This window comes from Streptomyces sp. NPDC052701 (assembly GCF_040678355.1).
Taxonomy (GTDB): Bacteria; Actinomycetota; Actinomycetes; order Streptomycetales; family Streptomycetaceae; genus Streptomyces.
On the sequence record NZ_JBFATO010000001.1, the window covers coordinates 568,779 to 591,665 of the forward strand.

General features: G+C 74.0%; 24 protein-coding genes. 12 read left to right on the forward strand and 12 right to left on the reverse strand.

Annotated elements, in window-relative coordinates:
• Positions 1-73 precede the first annotated feature (73 nt).
• On the forward strand, positions 74-925 hold the full coding sequence (locus AB0L29_RS02290) for a phytanoyl-CoA dioxygenase family protein (RefSeq protein ID WP_365822408.1): 852 nt from the start codon (positions 74-76) through the stop codon (positions 923-925).
• 199 nt (positions 926-1,124) lie between these two features.
• On the opposite strand, the gene AB0L29_RS02295 is transcribed toward AB0L29_RS02290, so the two are convergent.
• Positions 1,125-1,622, reverse strand: a complete 498-nt coding sequence (locus tag AB0L29_RS02295; protein WP_365822410.1) for a helix-turn-helix domain-containing protein — start codon at positions 1,620-1,622, stop codon at positions 1,125-1,127.
• Between AB0L29_RS02295 and AB0L29_RS02300 the strand changes: the two genes are divergently transcribed.
• The 8 genes from AB0L29_RS02300 to hypE all read left to right on the forward strand — a co-directional run bounded on the left by AB0L29_RS02300 (position 1,621) and on the right by hypE (position 10,090).
• Complete coding sequence (locus AB0L29_RS02300; protein ID WP_365822412.1) at positions 1,621-1,869, forward strand: hypothetical protein; 249 nt, start codon at positions 1,621-1,623, stop codon at positions 1,867-1,869. The genes AB0L29_RS02295 and AB0L29_RS02300 overlap by 2 nt on opposite strands.
• A 100-nt stretch (positions 1,870-1,969) precedes the next feature.
• A complete protein-coding gene (locus tag AB0L29_RS02305) occupies positions 1,970-3,769 on the forward strand; it encodes an enoyl-CoA hydratase-related protein (RefSeq protein WP_365822414.1) in 1,800 nt (599 codons plus the stop codon).
• Positions 3,766-4,362 (forward strand): hydrogenase maturation protease, encoded by a 597-nt coding sequence (locus AB0L29_RS02310; protein ID WP_365822415.1) that lies wholly within the window; start codon positions 3,766-3,768, stop codon positions 4,360-4,362. The genes AB0L29_RS02305 and AB0L29_RS02310 overlap by 4 nt, the downstream gene beginning before the upstream one ends.
• A 53-nt stretch (positions 4,363-4,415) precedes the next feature.
• Positions 4,416-5,165: a hydrogenase nickel incorporation protein HypB gene (gene hypB / locus AB0L29_RS02315; RefSeq protein ID WP_365822417.1), complete on the forward strand. Its 750-nt coding sequence runs from the start codon at positions 4,416-4,418 to the stop codon at positions 5,163-5,165.
• Positions 5,162-7,543: a carbamoyltransferase HypF gene (hypF, locus tag AB0L29_RS02320; protein ID WP_365822418.1), complete on the forward strand. Its 2,382-nt coding sequence runs from the start codon at positions 5,162-5,164 to the stop codon at positions 7,541-7,543. Before hypB ends, hypF begins: the two co-directional genes overlap by 4 nt.
• Before the next feature lie 3 nt (positions 7,544-7,546).
• Complete coding sequence (locus tag AB0L29_RS02325) at positions 7,547-7,882, forward strand: HypC/HybG/HupF family hydrogenase formation chaperone (protein WP_365822419.1); 336 nt, start codon at positions 7,547-7,549, stop codon at positions 7,880-7,882.
• Positions 7,879-9,021 (forward strand): hydrogenase formation protein HypD, encoded by a 1,143-nt coding sequence (gene hypD / locus AB0L29_RS02330; protein ID WP_365822420.1) that lies wholly within the window; start codon positions 7,879-7,881, stop codon positions 9,019-9,021. Before AB0L29_RS02325 ends, hypD begins: the two co-directional genes overlap by 4 nt.
• Positions 9,014-10,090, forward strand: a complete 1,077-nt coding sequence (gene hypE, locus AB0L29_RS02335; protein WP_365822421.1) for a hydrogenase expression/formation protein HypE — start codon at positions 9,014-9,016, stop codon at positions 10,088-10,090. Before hypD ends, hypE begins: the two co-directional genes overlap by 8 nt.
• Positions 10,091-10,213: 123 nt before the next feature.
• Here the strand turns inward: hypE and AB0L29_RS02340 are convergent, their stop codons facing one another.
• On the reverse strand, positions 10,214-10,801 hold the full coding sequence (locus AB0L29_RS02340) for an ABATE domain-containing protein (protein ID WP_365822422.1): 588 nt from the start codon (positions 10,799-10,801) through the stop codon (positions 10,214-10,216).
• A gap of 85 nt (positions 10,802-10,886) precedes the next feature.
• Between AB0L29_RS02340 and AB0L29_RS02345 the strand changes: the two genes are divergently transcribed.
• Complete coding sequence (locus tag AB0L29_RS02345; RefSeq protein ID WP_365822423.1) at positions 10,887-11,783, forward strand: alpha/beta hydrolase; 897 nt, start codon at positions 10,887-10,889, stop codon at positions 11,781-11,783.
• A gap of 58 nt (positions 11,784-11,841) precedes the next feature.
• A complete protein-coding gene (locus AB0L29_RS02350; protein ID WP_365822425.1) occupies positions 11,842-12,783 on the forward strand; it encodes a GNAT family N-acetyltransferase in 942 nt (313 codons plus the stop codon).
• A 53-nt stretch (positions 12,784-12,836) separates the two neighbouring features.
• On the opposite strand, the gene hypA is transcribed toward AB0L29_RS02350, so the two are convergent.
• The 9 genes from hypA to AB0L29_RS02395 all read right to left on the reverse strand — a co-directional run bounded on the left by hypA (position 12,837) and on the right by AB0L29_RS02395 (position 20,335).
• Positions 12,837-13,193, reverse strand: coding sequence for a hydrogenase maturation nickel metallochaperone HypA (gene hypA, locus AB0L29_RS02355; protein ID WP_365822427.1), 357 nt, complete (start codon positions 13,191-13,193; stop codon positions 12,837-12,839).
• Positions 13,186-13,350: a hypothetical protein gene (locus AB0L29_RS02360; protein ID WP_365822428.1), complete on the reverse strand. Its 165-nt coding sequence runs from the start codon at positions 13,348-13,350 to the stop codon at positions 13,186-13,188. The genes hypA and AB0L29_RS02360 overlap by 8 nt, the downstream gene beginning before the upstream one ends.
• A gap of 51 nt (positions 13,351-13,401) precedes the next feature.
• The gene (locus AB0L29_RS02365) at positions 13,402-13,608 is read right to left on the reverse strand and encodes a hypothetical protein (RefSeq protein WP_365822430.1); all 207 of its coding nucleotides are present in this window, start codon (positions 13,606-13,608) and stop codon (positions 13,402-13,404) included.
• Positions 13,609-13,672: 64 nt separating this feature from the next.
• Complete coding sequence (locus AB0L29_RS02370) at positions 13,673-14,266, reverse strand: DUF5947 family protein (RefSeq protein WP_365822432.1); 594 nt, start codon at positions 14,264-14,266, stop codon at positions 13,673-13,675.
• Positions 14,263-14,871 carry a NifU family protein gene (locus AB0L29_RS02375; RefSeq protein ID WP_365822434.1) on the reverse strand — a complete coding sequence of 203 codons (609 nt, stop codon included), beginning with the start codon at positions 14,869-14,871 and terminating at the stop codon, positions 14,263-14,265. The genes AB0L29_RS02370 and AB0L29_RS02375 overlap by 4 nt, the downstream gene beginning before the upstream one ends.
• Positions 14,864-16,663 (reverse strand): nickel-dependent hydrogenase large subunit, encoded by a 1,800-nt coding sequence (locus tag AB0L29_RS02380; RefSeq protein WP_365822436.1) that lies wholly within the window; start codon positions 16,661-16,663, stop codon positions 14,864-14,866. The genes AB0L29_RS02375 and AB0L29_RS02380 overlap by 8 nt, the downstream gene beginning before the upstream one ends.
• Before the next feature lie 87 nt (positions 16,664-16,750).
• Complete coding sequence (locus tag AB0L29_RS02385) at positions 16,751-17,839, reverse strand: hydrogenase expression protein HypE (RefSeq protein WP_365822438.1); 1,089 nt, start codon at positions 17,837-17,839, stop codon at positions 16,751-16,753.
• Between the two features lie 195 nt (positions 17,840-18,034).
• A complete protein-coding gene (locus AB0L29_RS02390) occupies positions 18,035-19,768 on the reverse strand; it encodes a hypothetical protein (RefSeq protein ID WP_365822440.1) in 1,734 nt (577 codons plus the stop codon).
• A 210-nt stretch (positions 19,769-19,978) separates the two neighbouring features.
• Positions 19,979-20,335, reverse strand: a complete 357-nt coding sequence (locus AB0L29_RS02395; RefSeq protein WP_365822442.1) for a CAP domain-containing protein — start codon at positions 20,333-20,335, stop codon at positions 19,979-19,981.
• 10 nt (positions 20,336-20,345) lie between these two features.
• On the opposite strand from AB0L29_RS02395, the gene AB0L29_RS02400 reads away from it, so the two are divergent.
• Positions 20,346-20,723, forward strand: coding sequence for a hypothetical protein (locus AB0L29_RS02400; RefSeq protein WP_365822444.1), 378 nt, complete (start codon positions 20,346-20,348; stop codon positions 20,721-20,723).
• Between the two features lie 1,257 nt (positions 20,724-21,980).
• Here AB0L29_RS02400 and AB0L29_RS02405 read toward each other — a convergent pair.
• Entirely contained in the window at positions 21,981-22,880 is a 900-nt protein-coding gene (locus tag AB0L29_RS02405; RefSeq protein WP_365822446.1) for an NAD-dependent protein deacetylase, read from the reverse strand.
• Positions 22,881-22,887: the final 7 nt, after the last annotated feature.

Sequence of the window (22,887 nt, forward strand, 5' to 3'; positions counted from 1 at the left end):
CCCCACCGGGTATTGCAACGTTGAATTCAACGATGCAATATGGCTCGGACGGTCCCGCTGCAAGGAGGCACGCATGAGCCCGCACGCTTACCCCGGCATCGCCCCGGCCGACCTCGACCTCGACGTGACGGCCGACGTCGAGGCCCTGTACGCGGACGGCATCACCGCCCGCAAGGGCGCCTTCACCCCCGAATGGGCCGACCGGCTCCGCGAGGACATCGAGGTGGCCTTCCAGGAGGCCCTGGCACGACCCGGCGGCGCGGTCGGACGCGGCCCGCACCGTTACTACGTGGAGATCCACCCCGAGCAGCTGCGCGGCTTCGTCGATCTCGTCGAGCACCCCTGGGTGCGCTCGGTCTGCACGGCCGTGCTCGGCCCCGCCTACCGCATCGTCGAGCTCGGCTTCGACGTGCCGCTCGAGGGAGCCGTCGACCAGCCCTGGCACCGCGACTTCCCCATGCCGGAGGAGACCCGCGCCGAGCGGCGGCTGACCTCCCTGGCCTTCAACGTGACGGCCGTCGACACGGAGGAGGACATGGGTCCCTTCGAGATCGCGCCGGGCACCCAGTGGGACGACGGCCCGGAGTTCGAGCACGGCATGTTCCCGCCCAGGAGCCACTATCCGCGCTACGAGGAGCGGGCCGTGCGCAAGTACCCGCGGCGCGGCGACATATCGGCTCGGACCGCGCTGACCATCCACCGCGGGACCAGGAACAACTCCTCGAAGTCCCGCCCCGTTCTGGTCCTGGGCGTCGACGGTCCGGAGGCGACCAACGGCGAGCGGCACGACACCGCGGTGACCCGCGCCTACTGGGAGGCGCTGCCCGAGCGCGTCCGGCGCCACCTGGACTGCCCGGTCGTCGATGTGCTGGAGCCGGTGACGCAGAAGCACACCATCGAGGGCCTGGTCATGGGCGATGCCTGAACCGGCCCCGCGCGAGGGCCCCGGCCCGGGCGCGTGAGCAGGGGGCCGTTGCCGGCGTCACCCCGTCCGGTGCGGTGGCGGGGGCGTTGCCGCCAGGGCGCCCGGCCCCGCGCCACGCGGGCCGCAGGGCCGTCATCGCGGTCGTCCCGGCGGCGCGGGCCGCAGCGGCCCCCGCGACCGCGGAGTCCGAGGACCGCCGTCACCCTCGTGGACGGCCGGCCTCCTCGAGCCGCCGGCGTGGACGGTCCCCGCCTCGGCTGCGCAGGGGGACGTCCGCCTCGGTGAGCACGCGGTGGACGAACCCGTACGACCGTCCGTGCGCCTCGGCGATGGCCCGTATGGACAGGCCGTTCCCGTACTGCTCCTTCATCTTCCGCGCGAGTTCCTCGCGGGCCGCACCCGTGATCTGTTTGCCCTTGTCCACGACTCGTCTCCTTCGGTGAGCGACGTGCGGATGTGATCGTCGTCTACCCCCGGCAGGGGACAAGCCACAGAACGCGGACGTGTTTCCGGGCACCGTCGAGCAGCCGCCGCGCACCGGCGGGCCGCCCGCCGCTTCGCGGGACCCGCGGACGATGCCCCGGCCCGCGGCCACACCGCGACCGCACGACGTGCGGGAGTCCCCCGCCCCCCCCGCGAGCCCTCGGCTGCGCTCCGCGCTGTTCCGGACCGCCGCGCGGACACCGGGGGCGGCCATGCCCGCGAACGTCGCGGACAGCCTGGGCCGTCCGGGTACTGCGATCGACTTCCGCCGCGAGGTGGAGAACCCGGAGGAGAAGCACGGGTCCGCGCCCGCTGCCGCCTCCAGTACCTACATGGACGACCCCTGCCGCTTCACCGCCCCGGGGGCCGGCCGCGTTCTGCGGAGCGCCGGCGAACTCGGCGCCACCCCTCTCGTCCGCACGACCTGCCTCGAGACCGGCTGGACCGACCGCATCGGCTGACTCGCGCCGGGGCCCGGATGGAGCAACAACACGGGTGAAGGCGGAGAAACACCGCGAAGGTCCTTCCGGGCACCGGCCGGGCTGGCGACACTGCCGCGTCATGGACCTTCTGCTCGTCGCGAGCGCGTTCAACAGCCTCTCCCAGCGCGTGTACGCCGAACTGTCCGACCTGGGGCACCGGGTGGACGCCGTGCTCGCCTCCCACGGCGCGGCCGCGATCCGCGCCGCCGTACGCGAGGTACGCCCGGACCTGATCATCGCGCCGATGCTCAGGACGGCACTGCCCGAGGACGTCTGGCGCGAGCACACCTGCCTCATCGTGCACCCGGGGCCGCCGGGGGACCGCGGCCCGTCCTCCCTGGACTGGGCCGTCGCCGAGGACGCGCCGCGGTGGGGGGTGACGGTCCTGCAGGCCGAGGCGGAGATGGACGCGGGCCCCGTCTGGGCGGCGGTGCCGTTCGACGTGCCGCCGGTCGGCAAGAGCGACCTGTACCGCAACGAGGTATCCGACGCCGCCGTCGCCGCGGTCCTGCTGGCCGTGCGGCGCTACGGCGACAGCTCGTTCGAACCGCGGCCGCAGAGCGACCCGTCGGTCCGCGTGGTCCGGCGCGGCCCCGTCCGCCAGGAACAGCGGCGGATCGACTGGGAGGGCGACAGCACCGAGACGGTGCTGCGCAAGCTGCGCGGCGCCGACTCACAGCCCGGGGTGCTCGACGAACTCCTCGGCAGGGAGGTCTTCCTGCACGGCGGGCACGGCGAGGACGAGTTGCGCGGACGCCCCGGAGAACTGCTCGCCACGCGCGCGGGAGCGGTGTGCCGGGCCACCCGGGACGGCGCGGTCTGGATCCCCGAGCTCCGGCCGCGCAAGGCCTCCGGTGATCCGGCGCCCTTCCGGCGCCCGGCGGCCTCCGTGCTCGCCACGCTTCCGGTCCCGTCCCGGCTGCGGGACGGCGGCGTCCCCGGCGTCCGGCCGGCCGAGGACGGCCTTCCCCCGCACACCGGTGACCGGCCGCCGTGGCTTCCGGAGGTGGCCGCCCCGCTGGAGCCCGCTCCCGGGCGGAGCACCTGGACCGACATCCGCTACCGGCAGCGCGGCGAGGCCGGGTTCCTGTCCTTCTCGTTCCCCGGCGGGGCCATGAGCACCGACCAGTGCCGCAGGCTGCTCGCCGCCTACCGGTACGCGCTCGCCCGCCCCACCTCGGTGCTGGTGCTCGGCGGTGCCCGCGACTTCTTCTCCAACGGCATCCACCTCAACGTCATCGAGGCCGGTGCCGACCCGGCCGCGGAGTCCTGGGCCAACCTCAACGCCATGAACGACCTGGTCGAGGCGGTGCTGCGCACCACCGACCGGCTGGTGGTCGCCGCGCTCGGCGGGAACGCGGCAGCGGGCGGTGTCATGTTCGCCCTCGCCGCCGACGAGGTGTGGTGCCGCACCGGCGCCGTCCTCAACCCGCACTACCGGCGGATGGGCCTGTACGGATCGGAGCTGTGGACGTACACGCTGCCGCGCCGGGTGGGGCCCGAAGCGGCCGAGCGGCTGACGACCAGGGCACTGCCGGTGAGCGCCGCGACGGCCGCCGGCATCGGACTCGTGGACCGTCTGGTACCGGTTCCCGCGCGGGAGTTCACCGCCGAGGTGGACCGGCTGGCGACGGCGCTCGCCGCCGCCCCGGACCTCGGACGGCGGATCGCGGCCAAGGCGGCGGCCCGCCGGCGCGACGAGGCGGTACGGCCGCTCGCGGAGTACCGGCAGGAGGAACTGGCCCGTATGCGCGGCATCTTCCTCGACCCCGACGCCCCGTACCACGCGTTGCGCTCCGCCTTCGTCCGCAAGGCGCCGGGCGGCTCCGCCCGGCCGCTGGCCCCGGTCGGCGAACTCGTCACCGGAGGCAGCCGGTGAGCCCGTCCCCCGCCCGCCTGCTGGTGGCGGGCGTCGGCAACATCTTCCTCGCGGACGACGCCTTCGGCCCCGAGGTGATCCGCGCCCTCGGCCGGCGCCCGCTGCCGCCCGGCGTACGGGTCAAGGACTTCGGCATCCGCGGCCTGGACCTCGCCTACGAGCTGCTGGACGGCTACCGCACCGCGGTGCTGATCGACGCGGCTCCGCGCGGACACCGGCCCGGAACCCTGTCCCTGATCGAACCGGATCTCCCCGGAGCCACCGCCGCCGCGCCCCCGCCCGAGGCCCACGGCATGGACCCGGCCCGAGTGCTGGCCCTGGCCGCGCACCTGGGCGACGGGCCGCTGCCCCGCGTCCTGCTGCTGGCCTGCGAACCCCGGGTAGGGCCGACCGGCGACGAGGACGTCGTCCCCGGGCTCAGCGAGCCCGTGCGGGAAGCCGTCGACCGGGCCGTCACGGCGCTGCACACGCTGGTCCCGGCCCTGCTCGCCGACCCCTCGGCCACACCGCCGTTGGGCCGCCCGGAGGAATCCGCCGGGCCGTGCCCGGCCGGTCTCCCGCACGGGACGGCCGGCGGCACGCAGGATCGGTAGCGGTCCGGTTTGCCCCCCTTCCTGTCCTGTCCCGGCCCCGAGGAGCAGCGCGCATGTGTCAGTCCGCCGATGTCAGACAGGCCGTGCTGGCGAAGAACGACGGCCTGGCCGACGCCCTGCGCGACGACCTCGCGCGGCGGGGCGCGATCATGGTCAACCTGCTCTCCAGCCCCGGCAGCGGCAAGACGGAGCTGCTCGGCCGGGTGCTGGCCCGGGCGGTGCGGCGGGGCGTTCCGGTCGCCGCGCTCACCGCCGACCTGGCCACCGAGAACGACGCCCGCCGGCTGGCCCGCTCGGGGGCCCCGGCGAAGCAGCTGCTGACCGACGGACTGTGTCATCTGGAGGCCCGCCAGGTACGCGGCCACCTCGAGGGATGGCTGCCCGAGACCACCGAGCTGCTGTTCGTGGAGAACGTCGGCAACCTCGTCTGCCCGGCCTCCTACGACCTCGGCGAAACCCTGCGCGTCGTGCTGATGGCGGTGACCGAGGGCGAGGACAAGCCGCTGAAGTACCCGACCGCCTTCGGCTCCGCCCATCTGGTGGTGCTCACCAAGACCGACCTGGCCGGGCCCGCCGGCTTCGACGAGACCGCCTTCCGCACCCATGTGCACCGGGTCAACCCGGGCGTGGAGATCGTAGGGTCCTGCGCGCGCACCGGCGACGGCGTCGGCACCGTCCTGGAACGTGTCCTCGCCGTGCGCAACGGCGCGCCCGTGCACCGGCCTCCCCTCGCGCCCCACCCGCACGTGCACGGCCCCGACGGGTCGGTGACCGGGCACGCGCACGTCACCCCCGCCCCGTGACCGCGCCCGCCGCCGAGACGGTGCGCCGCCGCATCACCGTGCGGGGCACGGTGCAGGGCGTGGGGTTCCGCCCGTACGTGCACCGGCTGGCCGCCGACCTCGCCCTGGCCGGGTTCGTCAGCAACACCGCACAGGGGGTGCTGATCGAGGTGGAGGGGCCGGCCACGGGCGTCGCGCGGTTCTGCTCCCGGCTGGCCCAGGAGCCGCCGCCGCTGGCCGCCGTGACCGGTGTCGGCGTGGAGGACGTGCCCGCCACCGGTGCCACCGAGGGCTTCACCATCCGGCCCTCCGAGCGGTCCCCGGGACGCACCCAGCTCCCGCCCGACACCGCCACCTGCGCCGACTGCCTGCGCGAGCTGGCCGACCCGGCCGACCGCCGCCACCGGCACCCGTTCGTCACCTGCACCCACTGCGGTCCCCGCTTCACCATCGCCACCGCCCTGCCGTACGACCGCGCCGCCACGACCATGGCGGACTTCCCGATGTGCGCCGCCTGCGCGGGGGAGTACGGCGACCCCGGCGACCGGCGCTTCCACGCCCAGCCCGTGGCCTGCCCGGACTGCGGGCCCCGGCTGCGCCTGGTGCCCGGGAGCGGCACCGGGGTCCGCCCGGCGCGGGACGCGGACGCCCTGGCGGCGGCCCGCGGGCTGCTGGCCGCCGGGCGGATCGTCGCCGTCAAGGGCGTCGGCGGCTACCACCTCGCCTGCGACGCCACCGACGAGCGGGCCGTCGCCGCCCTGCGCGCCCGCAAGGAGCGGGGCGGCAAGCCGTTCGCGGTGATGTGCGCCGACCTGCCGACCGTACGGCGCGTCGCCCGGCTCTCCGACGGCGAACGGGCCGCGCTCACCAGCCCCCGGCGCCCCATCGTGCTGCTGCGCCGGCGCGCCGATCCGGACGGCCTCCGGCTCGCGCCCGGCGTGTGCCCGGGCAGCCCGCACCTCGGGGTGCTGCTGCCCTACACCCCGGTGCACACCCTGCTGTTCGGACTGCCCGGCGACCCTCCGGGTCCCCGCGTGCTCGTCATGACCAGCGGCAACCGCTCCGGCGAGCCGATCGTCACGGACGACGACGAGGCCCTGACCCGGCTGGCGGGGGTGGCCGACGCCTGGCTCGTCCACGACCGCGGCATCGCCGCGCCCTGCGACGACTCGCTGCTGCGGGTGCGCCCCGACGGCACCGAGCAGGTGCTGCGCCGCTCCCGCGGATACGTGCCCCGCCCGCTGCGCCTCCCGCTGGCGGTGCGCCCCGCGCTCGCCGTGGGCGGCGACCTGAAGAACGCGCTCTGCCTCGGCGACGGCGACCACGCCTGGTTCGGCCCGCACATCGGGGACATGGGCGACCTGGCCGGCCTGGAGGCCGCCGGGCGCGCGGAGCGGCACATGCGGCACCTGACCGGCGTCACCCCCGCCCTCGTCGCCGCCGACCGGCACCCGGGCTACCACTCCGCCCGGTGGGCCCGCCACCGCGCCGCCGGACTGCCGCGGACGCGGCCCGTCCTCGTGCAGCACCATCACGCGCACATCGCCTCGGCGATGGCGGAAGGCGGCCTGGACGGCACCACGCCCGTGATCGGCGTCGCCTTCGACGGCACCGGCTACGGCGACGACGGCACGGTCTGGGGCGGCGAGGTCCTGCTCGCCGACTACGCCGGCTACCGGCGTTTCGCCCACCTGGCCCCCGCCCCGCTGCCCGGCGGCGACGCGGCCGTCGCCAACCCCTGCCGCACGGCACTGGCGCGGCTGTGGGCCGCGGGCCTGCCGTGGGACCGCGACCTGCCCAGCGTCGTGGCCTGTTCACGGCATGAACTGGCCCTGCTGGAAAAGCAGTTGGCGAGCCAGATCGCGTGTGTGCCCACGTCGGGCATGGGACGGCTCTTCGACGCCGTGTCCTCCCTGGCGGGGGTGTGCCACCGCGCGGGCTACGAGGCACAGGCCGCGCTGGAACTGGAGGCCGCGGCCGCCGCCGCGTGGGACGCGGACGCATCGGCGTACGCCTTCGCGTTCCCGGAGGGAGGCGCCCCCCTGAGATGCGATCCCGCGCCGGTGCTGCGAGCCCTCGTCGCCGACCTGCGCCGCGGCACCCCGGCGCCGGTGCTCGCGGCCCGGTTCCACCGCGGTGTGGCCGGGGCCGTCGCCGAGATCTGCCGCAGGGCGCGCCGCGCCACCGGACTGGCCACCGTCGCCCTGAGCGGCGGTGTGTTCGCCAACGGCCTGCTGGAACAGGAGTGCACGGCACTGCTGGCCGCGGACGGCTTCACGGTGCTGCGCCACGGCGAGGTACCGCCCGGTGACGGGGGACTGGCCCTCGGGCAGCTCGTGGTCGCGGCCCGGGAGCGGCGTGAGGAAACGGCGACCGCACACAGCGACGAGACGGAGTGACCCATGTGTCTGGCAGTGCCCGGCAGAGTCGTGGCCATCGACGACCGTGCCGACCCGCTCACCGGGACGATCGACTTCGGCGGTGTGCGCAAGCAGGCGTGCCTGGAGTACGTGCCCGACGTGCGGGTCGGGGAGTACGTCATCGTCCACGTCGGGTTCGCCCTTCAGAAACTCGACGAGGAGTCGGCCCGGGCGTCCCTGGAGCTCTTCGAGCAACTGGGCCTGCTGGAGGAGGAGTTCGGCGACGCCTGGCAGCAGGCGGCGCAGCAGGCCGGGAGCGGCGCCCCGCACGCCCCCGCCACCGACCGGCGCGGGGAGAGCGGGAGCGAGACCCGATGAGGTACATCGACGAGTTCAACGACCCGGACCTGGCGCGGCGGCTGCTGGACGAGATCCGCGCGACGGTCACCCGGCCGTGGGCGCTGATGGAGGTGTGCGGCGGCCAGACGCACTCGATCATCCGGCACGGCATCGACCAGTTGCTGCCGGACGAGGTCGAACTGATCCACGGGCCCGGCTGCCCCGTGTGCGTCACCCCGCTGGAGATGATCGACAAGGCGCTGGAGATCGCCTCCCGCCCCGAGGTGGTCTTCTGCTCGTTCGGGGACATGCTGCGGGTGCCGGGCACCGGCCGGGACCTGTTCCGGGTCAAGGGCGAGGGCGGAGACGTCCGTGTGGTGTACTCCCCGCTGGACGCGCTCGAACTCGCCCGCCGGCACCCGGACCGCCAGGTGGTGTTCTTCGCCATCGGCTTCGAGACCACCGCGCCCGCCAACGCCATGGCCGTCCACCAGGCCCGCCGTCTCGGCGTCGACAACTTCAGCCTGCTGGTGTCCCACGTGCGGGTGCCGCCGGCCATCGAGGCCGTCATGACGGCCCCCGCCTGCCGGGTGCAGGGCTTCCTGGCCGCCGGGCACGTGTGCAGCGTGATGGGCACCGCCGAGTACCCGGGCCTGGCCGAACGCCATCGGGTACCGGTGGTGGTGACCGGCTTCGAGCCGCTGGACATCCTCGAAGGCATCCGCCTCGCGGTCCATCAGCTGGAGCGCGGGGAGCACCGCGTGGAGAACGCCTACGCCCGCGCCGTGCGCGCGGAGGGCAATCCGGCCGCGCTGCGCATGATCGAGGAGGTCTTCGAGGTCACCGACCGGGCCTGGCGCGGCATCGGGCGCATCCCCGCCAGCGGCTGGCGGCTGACGGACGCCTACCGCGCCTTCGACGCCGAGCACCGCTTCGACGTCGCCGGCATCCGCACCGAGGAACCCGCGGTGTGCCGCAGCGGCGACGTGCTCCAAGGGCTGATCAAACCCACCGGATGTCCCGCGTTCGGCACCGACTGCACCCCGCGCACCCCGCTCGGCGCCACCATGGTCTCCAGCGAGGGCGCCTGCGCGGCCTACTACCTGTACCGCCGGATGGACGGCCCGGTGCCGGACGGCTCCCGGGCCCCGCAGGAGGAGATGAACCCCGTTGGCTGAACTCGCTGACCCGTCGGCCCCCGTCGACCCCGCGAACTGGACGTGTCCGGCCCCCCTGCGCGACCAGCCGATCGTGGTGATGGGGCACGGGGGCGGCGGCACCCTGTCCGCCGAACTCGTCGAGCAGGTCTTCACCCCCGCGTACGGCAACGCCACCCTCGCCGCGCTCGGCGACTCCGCCGTCCTCGACCTCGGTGGCGCCCGGCTGGCGTTCTCCACCGACTCCTACGTGGTCAGGCCGCTGTTCTTCCCCGGCGGCAGCCTCGGCGACCTGGCGGTCAACGGCACCGTCAACGACCTGGCGATGAGCGGCGCCCGGCCGGCCCACCTGTCCGCCGCGTTCGTCCTGGAGGAGGGCGTGGAGCTGGCCGTGGTGGAGCGGATCGCGCGCTCCCTCGGGCGGGCGGCCGCCGCGGCGGGGGTCACGGTGGTCACGGGAGACACGAAGGTGGTGGAGGCGGGGCACGGCGACGGCGTGTACGTCACCACCGCCGGGATCGGGCTCGTCCCGGACGGCGTGGACATCCGCCCGCAGCGCGCGCGGCCCGGCGACGCCGTCCTCCTCAGCGGCCCGATCGGCCTGCACGGTGTGGCGATCATGAGCGTACGGGAGGGCATGGACTTCGGCGTCGAGGTGGCCAGCGACACCGCGCCCCTCGCCGACCTGGTGGCGGCCATGCTCGCGGTCGCCCCCGACATCCACGTGCTGCGCGATCCCACCCGTGGCGGGCTCGCCGCGTCGCTCAACGAGATCGCCCGCACCTCCGGCACCGGCGTACGGCTGCGCGAGCGGGCCGTCCCGGTGCCGGACGCCGTCGCGGCCGCCTGCGGCTTCCTCGGCCTGGACCCGCTGTACGTGGCCAACGAGGGCCGCCTGGTCGCCTTCGTACCCCGCCCGGCGGCCGACGAGGTCCTGGCCGCGATGCGTGCCCACCCGCAGGGCGCGGGCGCCGCGCTCATCGGCGAGTGCGTCGCCGAGCACCCCGGCATGGTGGTGGTCTCCACCGGTCTGGGCGGCACCCGGGTGGTGGACATGCCCCTCGGCGAGCAGCTGCCGCGCATCTGCTGACGCCTCCGGCACCCGCGAACGGCCCTGACGGAGGGGCGACATCACCCGCACCGTCAGGGCCGTGTCCGTCGTCCCGCCCGGGCCTGTTCCCGGTCCCCGCGCCTCATCGGCGGTTGACCTCTTTCACCGCTGCCGGCCGGCGGGCTGTTTGTGGCGCCGGTAGTGGCGGGCGACGCGGGCGCGGTTGCCGCAGCGGCCGGGGGAGCACCAGCGGCGGCGGGGGTGGGCGGGCAGGAAGAGCATCACGCAGCCGTCGGCCTCGCACTGTCTGAGCCTGCCGACGGCGGGGTCGGTGAGCAGGTCGGCGGCGGCCTCGGCCAGCCGGGCGGCGAGGCGGACACCGAGCGGGCCGGTGCGACGGGGCGTCGCCGTCACCGTGCTGCCGTCCCAGGCCAGTTCGCGGACGGCGGGCGCGGCGCGCTGGGCGTCGGTGAGGACACGCAGGGCGGCGGCGGGGGGCTCCTGCCCGTGCAGCACGGCCCGGACCGCCGCCTCGGTGTGGGCGCGTACGGCGTGGACGGCGGCGAGGTCGGCCCCCGTCGGCACGCCGCCGCCCGTTTCCGCGCCCAGCCGGTCGTCCTGCAGCGCGAGCCAGGCGGCCAGGCGCTGCGGCGTGTCGAGCAGGTCGGTGCGGCCGTCGGAGCCCGCGGGGCGGGTGTTGACGAGGTCCAGGGCCAGCGGCTCGCCGGTCAGCGGTTCACTGTCACGCATATGCCTAATGGTACATGTGGCGCTTGACCCATTAGAACCCGTGGGGCAGGATCTCATGCATGGACACGCCAAGGAGGCATGTGACATGACGGTTCCCGCGGCCCTCTCCCACGTCTCGGTCCCGGCCCGCGCCACCCACCGCTTCGTCGAGGTCGACGGCGTGGAGGTCTTCTACCGGGAGTCGCTGCCGGAACGCGCCGACGCCCCGGTCCTGCTGCTCCTGCACGGTTTCCCCTCCGCCTCGCACCAGTTCCGGCGCCTGATCGACAGCCTGGGCGGTCACTACCGGCTGATCGCCCCGGACTACCCCGGCTTCGGGCACACCCGCACTCCCGACGGCTTCACCCACTCCTTCGAGCGTCTGGCCGACATCGTCGAGGGCTTCACCGAGCGGCTCGGACTGACCCGCTACGCGATGTACCTCTTCGACTTCGGCGCGCCGGTCGGCTTCCGCCTGGCCCTGCGCCACCCCGAGCGGGTGACCGGCCTCGTCGTGCAGAACGGCAACGCCTACGCCGAGGGCCTGTCCGACGCCGCCCGCGACTTCACCGCGCTCACCCCGGACACCCCCGGCGCCGAGAGCACGATCCTTTCCCTGTTCACCCTCGCCGCCACCCGCGCCCAGTACGAGGGCGGCACCGCCGACCCCACGCTGGTCGCACCGGAGGGCTGGCTGCTCGACCAGCACTTCCTGGACCGGCCGGGCCGCAAACAGGCCCAACTCGCCCTCGCGTACGACTACAAGAACAACATCGCCGCCTACCCCGACTGGCAGGCCTGGCTGCGCGAACACCGCCCGCCCACCCTCATCGCCTGGGGCACCGGCGACCCCTTCTTCCCCGAACCCGGCGCCCGCGCCTACCTGCGCGACGTACCCGACGCGGAACTCCACCTCTTCCCCACGGGCCACTTCGCCCTGGAGGACCGCCTCCCCGACATCGCCCCGCTCATCGCCGGCTTCCTCGACCGCCTCCGGGCCTGACCGGTCCACCCGCACCGGCCCGTCCCGTCCGCAAGGAGACACGGTGATCCTCCGCCCCATGACCGCATCCGACCTCGACCGCGTTCTCCGCCTGCTCCCGCCCGGCCAGGCCGGCGCCTGGGCCGACGCCGGCACTTTCCGGCAAGGGCTCACCACGGGCGAGTACCGGCCCGAGTGGACCTGGCTCGCCGAGGACGGCGGCGAGGTGCACGCCATCGCCCTGTGGTGGGGGACCCCCGGCGCCACGGCACCCAGCGTGCTCGACACGCTCCACGCGCAGGAGCCCGCCGGCTCCGCCGAGGCCCGTACGACGCTCGCGGCCGGCCTCCTCACCGCCGCGCACACCGCCTTCGCCGCGCACGGGACGGCCACGCCGCCGGAATACCACGTCCTGCTGCCCGCGGACTGGCGCGAGCGGCCCGAAGCCGTCGCCGCCCTCGACTGGCGCCGGGAAGCGGCCCGCCGCGCCGGACTGACCGTCCCGCTCGAACGGCTCCGTTACGAGTGGACCCGGGAGGTCCCCGTGCCACGGCCGTCCGACCGCCTCCGCTTCCGCCCCGAACCGGACGACGACGTCTTCGCCGACCTGTTCCGCCGGGTACTGGAGGGCACCCTCGACGTCGGCACCCGCACCGAGGCCGAAACCCTGGGCGCCACCGCCCAGGCCCGCGCCGACATCGCCTTCTACCGGGACACGATGCGGGGGGAACGGTCCTGGTGGCGCATGGCCGAGACACCGGACGGCGAACCCGTCGGCTTCGCCCTGCCCTCGCGCAACACGGCCTCGCACGTCGTCGGCTACCTCGGCGTGCTCCCCGGGCACCGCGGCCACGGCTACGTCGACGACCTCCTCGCCGAGATCACCCGCTTCCTCGCCGACGAGGCCGGCGCCGGCGTCGTCCGCGCCGACACCGACCTGCCCAACCGCCCCATGGCCGCCGCCTTCGAACGCCTCGGCTACCGCAACTTCGCCCGCCGCCTCGTCCTGGCCGCGCCCTGACGCACGGCGCCGGACGGGTTCTTCTCCCGGCCTCGCCGGTCAGGGGCGGGCACTCAGGGCCGCGCCGGTGCCGGCTCGATCCCGGTGATCTCCAGTTCCCGGCCGCTGCGCAGCGTCGGGGCGGGGCGGTCGCAGCCCGGGCACCAGAAGAACGGCGGCACGCCCACCGGGAACTCCTCGGCGCACGGCTCGCACCAGGCACGGGCGGGGACCCGCTCGACGACGAGCCGGGCCGTGGCGAGGGCGGTGCCGTCGCGGGCCACCTCGAAGGCGAAGTCGAGGGCCTCGGGCACCACGCCCGCCAGCTCGCCGACCCGCACGGTCACCGCCGAGACGGAGTCCGTCCCGTCCGCCCGCGCCAGTTCGCCGGCCTGTTCCACGATCGCGGTCGCGATCGACAGCTCATGCACGCCCGGCTCGGAGGGGGTTGCCGGGGCCGGGGCGGAAGCCGGCCATGCGCCACAGCCGGACCTCCCGCACGATTCCCGGGAACTCCGCGACCAGGACCGCCAGGGCGACGCCGCCGAGCAGTACCGCCTCCGCAACCAGAATCCGTTTGGCGTTCATCGCCACTCCCTGCTCGTTCGTGCTCCTCGTGCCGTGCCCGACCGCCGGGGCTCAGCCCGGGGAGATGCTCGGCATGCTCTCCATGACCCTGTTGTGCCGCTTCCAGTGGACCCCGGTGGAGCGGCGCGCGTCGGCCGTGCCGTCCTCGTGGTGCCCGGGCTGCCGGCGGCGCGGGCCCCGGTTGCCCTGGTGGAGGCCTTTGACGTGCGTGGGCGTGTCGGGTTTCGCCTGGGGCCTGCCGACCTTGATCGTGCCCATGCCGTACTCCTTTCCCGCGGTGCTCCGCCGCCGGGTCCGGCGGCGGCTCCTGTCGCCGCGCCGGTCACGGGTGTGCGGCCAGCCCGGCGAAGAACTCCTCGACGGCGGGCCACAGGCGGCCGCCGCCGGACAGCCCCCGCCACTCCCGGCGGACGAGGGCGACCAGCCGGAAGCACTCGTCGACCGGCACGATCCAGTGGTGCCGCAGGTTCCGGGCGGTGTTCACCAGCAGTGCCTCCACCTCGGGTACCACGCCCGCGAGATCCGGACACCGCGACACCGCCTCCTGCCACGCCGAGGCATCCACCTCCCACCGGGTGGCCCCCGCCGGGCTCGGGTAGTACGCGACGACCGCGCCGTCCTCCCGGGGCACGAAGAACGCCATGCCGACGGGCACCCCGAGCGGTCCGGTCTCGACCGGCGGCAGCTTCACCCGCCGCTGCGGGATCAGCCGGTACTGGCGGTCGCCCGCCCCGTCCCCCGCGAACAGCACCGAGCACGCCGGGCAGGCGCACAGCGCCTCCTCGCGGCCGGTGTCGTACAGGTGCCGGTGGTCGTCCGCGAGCGGCGCGGCGCACAGTTCGCACCGCTCCTCGGGGCCTTCGGCCCGCCGGCTGGCGGAGGAGCGGATGAGCGCGGCCAGGGCGCCGCCGGTCATGTCGCCCCCTGCGGCCCGGCGGGCCGGCGCAGCAGCGAGTCGACGGGGACGAAGGCGGGGGGCCGGGACGCCGCCTCCGGCACGGTCTCGACCGCCGTCAGCTCCGGCGCCGCGGCGAGCACGGCCTCCCGTACCGCCTCCTCGACTCCGGAGGAGGCCGAGCCGCACCCGGAGCCGCATCCGGCGGTGCGCAGCCGCACGCGGGCGACCGGCCCCTCGACGCCGTCCAGCGCCACGTCGCCGCCGCGCTCCCGCACAGCGGGCCGCAGCCGCTCGACGGCGCGGGCGGCGCGGCGCTCCGGCGGCTCGGGATGCAGGTCGTGCAGCACGAGCAGGTGCCCGAGGAGCTCGTCCTCGGCCAGCCGCCCGGCCAGGACGGCGTCCGCGTGGTCCAGGACCCGGGCCAGCGCCTCGCCGTAGACCTCGGTGAGCGTGCGGACGGCGTCGACGGCCGTGCGCGCCATGGGTCCGGGCGCGGTCTGCACCTTCTCCAGCAGCTCGTCGATGCGGGCGACCCGCGCCGCCACCTCGCCGTCGTCCAGCCGGAGGGCGGGCCCGGCACCGCCGGGCGGTCGCGAGACCGGCATGGACGCGGGCTCAGTCATGGGACGCACCGTAGGTGGGGGAGTGCAGCGTCGTGAGCGTCTTCCCCTTGCCCAGGTACATGTGCACACCACAGGGCAGACAGGGATCGAAGCTGCGCACGGTGCGCATGATGTCGACGCCCTTGAAGTCCTCCGGCCCGTTCTCCTCGAAGACGGGCTGGCCCTGGACGGCGTCCTCGTACGGGCCGGGGGTCCCGTAGCTGTCGCGCGGGCTGGCGTTCCAGGGGGTCGGCGGGTACGGATGATAGTTGGCGATCTTCTTGTCCTTGATCACCAGGTGGTGGGAGAGCACCCCGCGCACCGCCTCGTGGAAGCCGACGCCGACGGCCTCGTCGGGCACCTCGAAGTTCTGGAACACCTTGGTCTCGCCGGCGCGCACCATCTGCATCGCCTCCTCCAGGAACTGGAAGGCCATGGCCGCGGCGTAGGCGACGAAGTAGGGCCGGGCGCGGTCCCGTTCGATGGTGTTGCTCCACTTCGGGATGTGCCACTCCAGCGTCGTCTCCGGCAGCTTCTCGCTCTTCGGCAGCGAGATCCGCACGCTGTGCCCGGTGGCCTTCACGTACGGGGTGTCGACCAGGCCGCTCAGGGCCGTGGACCACAGCCGGGCGAGCGGGCCGCCGCCGGTGTCCAGGGCGAGGTGGGAGTCGCTGTCCTTGTGATACCAGCGCGGGCTCATCACCCAGCTGTACTTGGCGTCGAAGTCGCGCTTCTGCGGCACCGGCACGGTGGTCTGGTTCCACGGGTGGCGCATGTCGACCGGGTTGCCGAGCGGGTCGTGGGTGACGAAGGGCTCCTGGTGCTCCCAGTCCTCGTAGTAGGAGCTGCCCAGCAGGACGCGCAGGCCGAGGTTGATGTCGACGAGGTCGTTGGTGACCAGCTCGCCGTCGACGACGATGCCCGGGGTGACGTACATCGCCTTGCCCCAGTGGTTCATGTTCTCGTAGCGGTAGTCGACGACGGCCGGGTCCTGGAAGGCGCCCCAGCAGCCGAGCAGGACGCGGCGGCGGCCCACCTCCTCGTAGCCGGGCAGCGCCTCGTAGAAGAAGTCGAAGACGTCGTCGTTCAGCGCCACGGCCTCCTTGACGAAGTCGATGACCCTGGTCAGGCGGGAGAGGTAGTCGGTGAAGGTGTTCGGCTGCGGCATCGTGCCGACGCCGGCGGGATACATCGTCGACGGGTGGACGTGGCGCCCCTCCATCAGGCAGAACATCTCGCGGGTGATCCGGCTGACCTTCAGCGCCTCCCGGTACACCTCGCCCTCGAAGGGGTTGAAGGCGCGCATGATGTCGGCGATGGTCCGGTAGCCGTGGATGTCCCCGCGGGGCGCCGGGGTGCGCTCGGCCCGGGCCAGCACGCCCGGGTTGGTGGCCTTGACCATCGCTTCGCAGAAGTCGACGAAGACGAGGTTGTCCTGGAAGATCGTGTGGTCGAACAGGTACTCGGCGGCCTCGCCGAGGTTCATGATGTGCTCCGCCAGCGGGGGCGTCTTCACGCCGTACGCCATCTGCTGCGCGTAGTTCGAGCACGTGGTGTGGTTGTCGCCGCAGATGCCGCAGATGCGCGAGGTGATGAAGCCCGCGTCGCGCGGGTCCTTGCCCTTCATGAACACCGAGTAGCCGCGGAAGAGGGACGAGGTGCTGCGGCACTCCACCACTTCCCGGTTGGCGAAGTCGATCTTCGTGTAGATGCCGAGGTTGCCGATGATCCGGGTGATCGGGTCCCAGGACATGTCCACGATCTGCGGGGGTTTCCGCCCGGCGGCCCCGGTCCGGTCCTCGGTTGTGGTCATGTGCGTTCCTGTTCTCGCTGCGCGTTGCGTCGGACGGGGGGAAGGCGTGTGCGCGGGCGCGGCCCGGCGGGGGAGCCGGGCCGCGCGTCACGGGCGCCAGTAGGGGTCGTAGCCGGAGGTGAGCTGCGGCTTGTTGTGGTGCCACTTGGGTTCGCGGTTGACGACGGCGTTGGTGATGCCGCGCATCCGCCGGACGAAGGCCCCGTAGGGCTTGATCATGAGGGAGGAGAGGCTGCCGCCCGGCGGCTCGTCCATGAACGGCATGAACGCGTCGGGGAAGCCGGGCATGGTGCAGCCGATGCAGACGCCGCCGACGTTCGGACAGCCGCCGAGACCGCCCATCCAGCCGCGCTTGGGCACGTTGCAGTTGACGACCGGTCCCCAGCAGCCCACCTTCACCTGGCACTTGGGGGAGTTGTAGTCCCGGGCGAAGTCGGCCTGCTCGTAGTACGCGGCGCGGTCACAGCCCTCGTGCACGGTCTTCCCGAACAGCCACTGCGGGCGCAGCATCTGGTCCAGCGGGGGCGGCGGGGCTGCCCCGGCCGCGTGGTAGAGGACCCACAGGAGGGTCTCCATGAAGTTCTCCGGCTGGATCGGGCAGCCGGGGACGTTCACGATCGGCAGGCCGCCCTGCGACGTGAAGTCCCAGCCGAGGTAGTCGGCCAGGCCCATGCAGCCGGTGGGGTTGCCCGCCATCGCGTGGATGCCGCCGTACGTGGCGCAGGTGCCGGCGGCGACCACCGCCCACGCCTTCGGGGCCAGCCGGTCGATCCACCAGTTGAGGGTCAGCGGTTCACCGGTCTCCGGGTCGTTGCCGAACGACGTCCAGTACCCGTCGCCCTCGATGATGTTCTGGTTCGGGATCGAACCCTCGATGACCAGGATGAACGGTGCTAGCTCGCCGCGGACCGCCGCGCGGTAGGGAGCGAGGAAGTCCTCGCCGCCGAGGCTCGGCGAGAGCACCTTGTTGTGCAGGTTCACCTTCGGCAGGCCCGGGACGAGTCCGAGGACCAGGTCCTCGACGGCGGGCTGGCCGGCCGCGGTGAACGACACCGAGTCGCCGTCGCAGCTCATCCCCTCGGAGATCCAGAGGATGGTGATCTCCTCGAAGCCTTCGCGCGCCTCGGCACGGCTCGGCTCGGTGGCAACATCGTGCGTGCCGCTGTCGGTGGTCATGTCGTGGGCCTCCGCTGCTGTCGGTCCCCGAGTCGGTCGTGTGCTGCGGCCGGCCGCTCGCAGCCGGGCGGCGGGTGCGCGGGGAGGGGGCGGCTTCGCGGCGGGGGAGCGGGGATCGGCCGCTTTTGCGGCGCCGCGTGCTCGGGCCGCCCGCGGAACGGCCCGGCGTCGGCCCGGCGATCCGGTGCCGCGATGTCAGGCCCGTTCATCGGACCGCCCCCCGCCCCGTTCATCGGACCGCCCCCCGCCCCGTCCACCGGACCGCCCCCCGCCCCGTCCACCGGGGCGCCCTTCGCCCCGTCCGCCGGCCGGCTGCCCGGGCCGCTCGCGCGACGGCCGGAACTCCGGCGGCTCCGCGGGACCCGCGGCGTGCGGGGACGCCGAGGACTCCAGCGGTTCGAGTTCGTCGGGCCGGAAGTAGTGGAAGCGGCCGTACCAGCCGTTCAGTTCGGCCGCGGGATCGTCGTCCGGCGTCACGGCCAGGTACACGCCGCCGTCCACGTCGTGGAAGACGGCGGCGACCCGTGCGGTCCGCCCGGCCAGGAACATGTCCTGGGCGTCGGCACCCCGGCCCCGCGGGCGCAGCCGCACCCGGCTGCCCCCGCCCACCGGGACGCCGTCGACCGGCACCGTGTCGGTCGTGGGGGACAGGCCGTCGTCGGCGCCCTCCCGCCACCACGCCGGCCGGTCGCCCGCGGGGGCGGGCACGGGGGCGGGAGGGGCCGTGGCCGCGGCGGCCGGCGAGGGCGCGGCGGGGTCCGGCGGCATGGCCGGGACCAGCGACCGGATGGTGCCGTGCAACCGGGCGAAGACCTCCGGCGGCATGGTCTCCACCCGGTCCAGGATCCGGGCGGCACGCGGGTCGGTGGCGCGCGCCTCGCGCTTCTCCTGGTCGGTCAGCAGCAGCGTGCGCAGCGTCAGGATCTCGTCGATCTCCGCGGCGTCGTGCAGGTCGCCCGGACTCTCGGGGGCCACCTGCGGGTGGTCGGGCAGGATGATCGGCGAGGAGATGAGGAGGGGGCCGCGGGCCCCGTCCTGGGCTCCTCCGGCGGGCTCGCCGCACGGGGCGTCCCCGGGCGGCGGTCCGCCGAGGACCGGGAAGGTGAACGCGTTGCGGCACGCGCGGGCGTGCCCGAGCAGGTCCGCCGGCGGGTCGACGAGCGAGACGAACTCCACGCCGTCGCCGCCGACGAGCGTGTGCGTCGCGATGAGCGCGCCCTGCAGCGCCTCGTCGCGAACGGCCCGCGGGTTCGGTGCCGGCCCCGTGTTCTCAGTACGGATCCGAAGACGGCAGACGTCGTTCCCGAGCCGCTCGGCGGCGACGGCCGTGCTCGCCCGGACGGCGGCGCGCCGCCGTACCACGCGCCCGGCGCCCCCGGGGAGCCCTTCGGTCTCCTCCCCGGCGGGTGCCCCGACCGGGAAGAGGATCTCCGGGCCGAGCAGATCCTCCAGGCGTACGACGAGGTCCGTCTCGCGCGGTACCGCCTCGTCGAAGGTCAGGTGCACCGTGCCGTCGTCCGCGTTCAGCGACCCGACCGGACGGTGCCGTCCGTCCCGGCCGGTCTCCTCCACCTGCTTGTGCTGCATCTGCAGGTACCGCACCCGCACGCGCACCACCGCCTGCGGCTGCCGGACGCGCAGCAGGCACTCGGTCCGCTGGTACCAGGAGTCGGCCGATCCCGAGACCCCGGGAACGACGGGGCCGTCCCGCTCCACCCAGTCACGGGGGAAGAGCACGCCGAACTGCCAGCGCACCCGGTTCTTGGGCGACGAGCGACGGTAGGGGTAGAGCAGGTAGCCCTCGTACAGGACGGCGTCGGCGACGGCGCTCAGCCGATCGAAGTCGCCCCCCGGACCGGACGGGGCCACGGCCGCATCCGCTGCTGCGACAGCGCGCTCGACGTCGTCGCCGACTCCGGCCTGCGGCATTCCGCCTCCTCGATCCGCTCCTGTACCCCACCCCTCCCATACCGTGACATTCCTGTCGTGCGCGTGCCCGCCCAGCGCGGCGGAACTGGGCCGTTCGGGGGGACCGGGGACACCCGAGTGCCGGACGCGACCGCGGATCCCGGGGAAAACGGGCTCTCGGCCCATGTCACCGCGGTGACATGGGCCGAGAGCCCGTTGCCCTGCCGTCTCCTACCGGGCGGTTCCGAAGTCCTGGGTCCAGTAGTCGCCGGGCTGGGCGAGGCCGACGCCGATCTCCTTGAACGCGCAGTTGAGGATGTTGGCCTTGTGGCCAGGGCTGGACATCCAGCCCGCCATGACCTGCTCGGGAGTGGCGTAACCGTAGGCGACGTTCTCGCCGAAGGTGCTCCAGCTGTAGCCGGCGCGCGTGATCCGGTCGCCCGGGGAAGACCCGTCGGACCCGGTGTGCGACATGTTCCGGTGGGCCGCCATGTCCTCACTGTGGGCCTGGGCGGCCTTGGTCAGGGTCGCGTTCACGGTCACGGGCGAGCAACCGACCTTGGCGCGCTCGGCGTTGACGAGCTGCACGACACGGGCGGTGACCCCGGACGCCGGGGCGGTGGCCTTGGGGGTGCTCGGCGTCGTGGGTGTCGCCGAGGCCGAGGTGGTGGCCTTGGGGGTGCTCGGCGTCGTGGGTGTCGCCGAGGCCGAGGTGGTGGCCTTGGGGGTGCTCGGCGTCGTGGGTGTCGCCGAGGCCGAAGTGGTGGCCTTCGAAGTGCTGGGAGGCGTGGTGCCCCTGGGCTTCGGCTTCACGGCCCTCGGGGTTTTCGCGGAAGCGGCCGGGGTCTTCGACGCCGCCGGAGCGGGCCCGCTGTCCTTGCCGCCGCTCGCGTCGCGATCCTTGTTCTTTTTCCAGTCGCGACCCCGGTCGACGCCGTCCGTTCCCTCCTGGGCCGCGCCCTTTCCGGCGCTGTAGAACTGATCTCCTCCGCTGTCCTGCCAGTCGGCACAGGCCATGGCGGCGGACGGCACGCCCACGGCCCCTATGGCGGCGACGGCGATGACTATTCGACGGTGCCTCTTCTTGCGGTGCTTCCCCATGCGTGACCTCACTCCGTAATCGCCGAGCGCCCCTCGTGTGGCTGGCATTGCGCAGAATCCGGTCCTGAACTGCGGAGACGCCCTACGGGTCGTCATTTCTAGGACGGCTTCACAGGGGAATGCAATGAGCCTCGGTACTACCTTGTCTCGTAGTTCCGGGCGGCCCTTGCCATGGGTGTAGGTGCGGTGCTGGTCCGGCTGTCGCGGCGTTCCGCGAATTCTGTCGCCCCGTCAAGCGCCCCTGAATTCCGTAGGAACAGGTCCGATTGCGGAGCTGCCGGAATGCGGTCGCCCCCGGCTCGACATGCGGCAGTACCAAGCCGGACAATTCCCATATGTCGTAAGAGTGGCGTCTACTATGGGGCGCGCCTAGTTCCCGCAAGGGCTGTGAGGGATGTCACGGAATCGTTGCGGTTCCGGTTTCGCGGGAACCCCTGCGTGTCCGTCGGTGCGCACCGCCGCGTCAGCCGTCCACCGGCCCCGCACGGGGGCGAGTGCCGGGAGGGTGCGTGCCCGCTCGCGCGATGTGCTGCCCGACCGGGGTCCGGGCGATGTCGTTCCGGCCGCCGGGCTGCTGACCGGTGAAGCGGTGGGCAGGTGCGGTTCCCTGCGGGACCGGCCCGCAGCTCGGGTCGGCCCGCGACGTTCGAGACCCCGCCCCGGGAGTACCGGAGGCGGGGTCCTGTGGAGCGCCGGGCAGGCCTTGCACCTGCATTTCCCCGCAGGAAGCGGGGCGTCTTTCCTTGAACCACCGACGCATGACTCGCCACCGGTCGTACCGGCGGCGTGTGCAAGATCAAGTGTAGCGCAGGCGCGGAGTGGTCGACGGACTCGGGCCGACAGTCCTCGACCGCCTGCCCGATGCACGGCGGTCGCGCTCTCGCGGGGGGCGCCGATCGGGCCCGGGCGGTGTGGTGTCGCCGGACGATGCCGGGTCCTGCACCGTGGTCGAGCGGCGCGCCGTCGTGAACCAGCCGGTGCCGGGCGGGAGTTCATCCGTCCTCTGCCGTCCCGGCCGAGCCGGGCTCGGCGCCGCGGCTCCGCGCCGGCCCTCCGGGCCGGCGCGATGAACCCTGGTGACGTCCCGTCACCGTCGTCACCGTCTCCTTCAGGCCGACGGTCACCGTCTCCTTCAGGCCGACGCCTGACCGCCGACGGGGATGCCCAGCCGGCCGGCCACGGTGGTGAGGGCCGTTCCCAGCGGGAGCGCGACCCGGGTGAGGGCGTGCCGGTCGCCCCGGGTCGGGTCCCGGTTGACGATCAGCACCGGTTTCCCGGCCTGGGCCGCCTGGCGGACGAACCGGAGCCCGGACATCACCGTCAGCGAGGAGCCCAGGACCAGCAGTGAGGCCGCCTCACCGACCAGCTTGCGGCAGTGCTCGACCCGTCGCGGCGGAACGGCTTCGCCGAAGAACACCACGTCCGGTTTGAGGACGCCGCCGCAGACCGTGCAGGGCACCACGCGAAAGTCCCCGACCTGTTCGTCGGTGAGGTCGGCGTCACCGTCCGGGTTGATTCCCGCGGCCACCGGCTCGAAGTCCGCGTTGGCCTCCGCCAGCCGCCGGGCGAGTTCGCGGCGCGGGCTGAGGGCACCGCAGGAGAGGCAGACGACCCGGGCCAGGCTTCCGTGGAGTTCCACGACGTCCTCGCTGCCGGCGGCCTGGTGCAGGCCGTCGACGTTCTGGGTGATCACACCCGAGAGCAGGCCGTGCCGCTCGAACGCGGCCACGGCCCGGTGCCCGGCGTTGGGGCGGGCGCGGCCGAAGGTGCGCCAGCCCAGGTGGCTGCGCGCCCAGTACCGGCGCCGGGCCTGAGCACTGGCGGTGAAGTCCTGGTAGGTCATCGGGGTGTGCCGGCTCAGGCTCCCGCCCTCGCCCCGGTAGTCGGGGATGCCCGACTCCGTGGAGATGCCCGCCCCGCTGAGCACCAGCACACCGCCGGCGCTCAGCGCATCGGCGACCGGCTCCAGGTCGGTGCTGCCCGGCGGCAGGTCCTCGGCGGGGGTCCAGTTCAAAGTGGGGCGCATCCGCATGCCGCCA

Coding starts and splice junctions, on each gene's coding strand:
- AB0L29_RS02290 (WP_365822408.1), top strand. CDS start 74: ATGAGCCCGCACGCTTACCCCGGCATCGCCCCGGCCGACCTCGACCTC.
- AB0L29_RS02300 (WP_365822412.1), top strand. CDS start 1,621: ATGCCCGCGAACGTCGCGGACAGCCTGGGCCGTCCGGGTACTGCGATC.
- AB0L29_RS02295 (WP_365822410.1), bottom strand. CDS start 1,622: ATGGCCGCCCCCGGTGTCCGCGCGGCGGTCCGGAACAGCGCGGAGCGC.
- AB0L29_RS02305 (WP_365822414.1), top strand. CDS start 1,970: ATGGACCTTCTGCTCGTCGCGAGCGCGTTCAACAGCCTCTCCCAGCGC.
- hypB (WP_365822417.1), top strand. CDS start 4,416: ATGTGTCAGTCCGCCGATGTCAGACAGGCCGTGCTGGCGAAGAACGAC.
- AB0L29_RS02325 (WP_365822419.1), top strand. CDS start 7,547: ATGTGTCTGGCAGTGCCCGGCAGAGTCGTGGCCATCGACGACCGTGCC.
- hypD (WP_365822420.1), top strand. CDS start 7,879: ATGAGGTACATCGACGAGTTCAACGACCCGGACCTGGCGCGGCGGCTG.
- AB0L29_RS02340 (WP_365822422.1), bottom strand. CDS start 10,801: ATGCGTGACAGTGAACCGCTGACCGGCGAGCCGCTGGCCCTGGACCTC.
- AB0L29_RS02345 (WP_365822423.1), top strand. CDS start 10,887: ATGACGGTTCCCGCGGCCCTCTCCCACGTCTCGGTCCCGGCCCGCGCC.
- AB0L29_RS02350 (WP_365822425.1), top strand. CDS start 11,842: ATGACCGCATCCGACCTCGACCGCGTTCTCCGCCTGCTCCCGCCCGGC.
- AB0L29_RS02360 (WP_365822428.1), bottom strand. CDS start 13,350: ATGAACGCCAAACGGATTCTGGTTGCGGAGGCGGTACTGCTCGGCGGC.
- AB0L29_RS02365 (WP_365822430.1), bottom strand. CDS start 13,608: ATGGGCACGATCAAGGTCGGCAGGCCCCAGGCGAAACCCGACACGCCC.
- AB0L29_RS02370 (WP_365822432.1), bottom strand. CDS start 14,266: ATGACCGGCGGCGCCCTGGCCGCGCTCATCCGCTCCTCCGCCAGCCGG.
- AB0L29_RS02375 (WP_365822434.1), bottom strand. CDS start 14,871: ATGACTGAGCCCGCGTCCATGCCGGTCTCGCGACCGCCCGGCGGTGCC.
- AB0L29_RS02380 (WP_365822436.1), bottom strand. CDS start 16,663: ATGACCACAACCGAGGACCGGACCGGGGCCGCCGGGCGGAAACCCCCG.
- AB0L29_RS02385 (WP_365822438.1), bottom strand. CDS start 17,839: ATGACCACCGACAGCGGCACGCACGATGTTGCCACCGAGCCGAGCCGT.
- AB0L29_RS02390 (WP_365822440.1), bottom strand. CDS start 19,768: ATGCCGCAGGCCGGAGTCGGCGACGACGTCGAGCGCGCTGTCGCAGCA.
- AB0L29_RS02405 (WP_365822446.1), bottom strand. CDS start 22,880: ATGCGGATGCGCCCCACTTTGAACTGGACCCCCGCCGAGGACCTGCCG.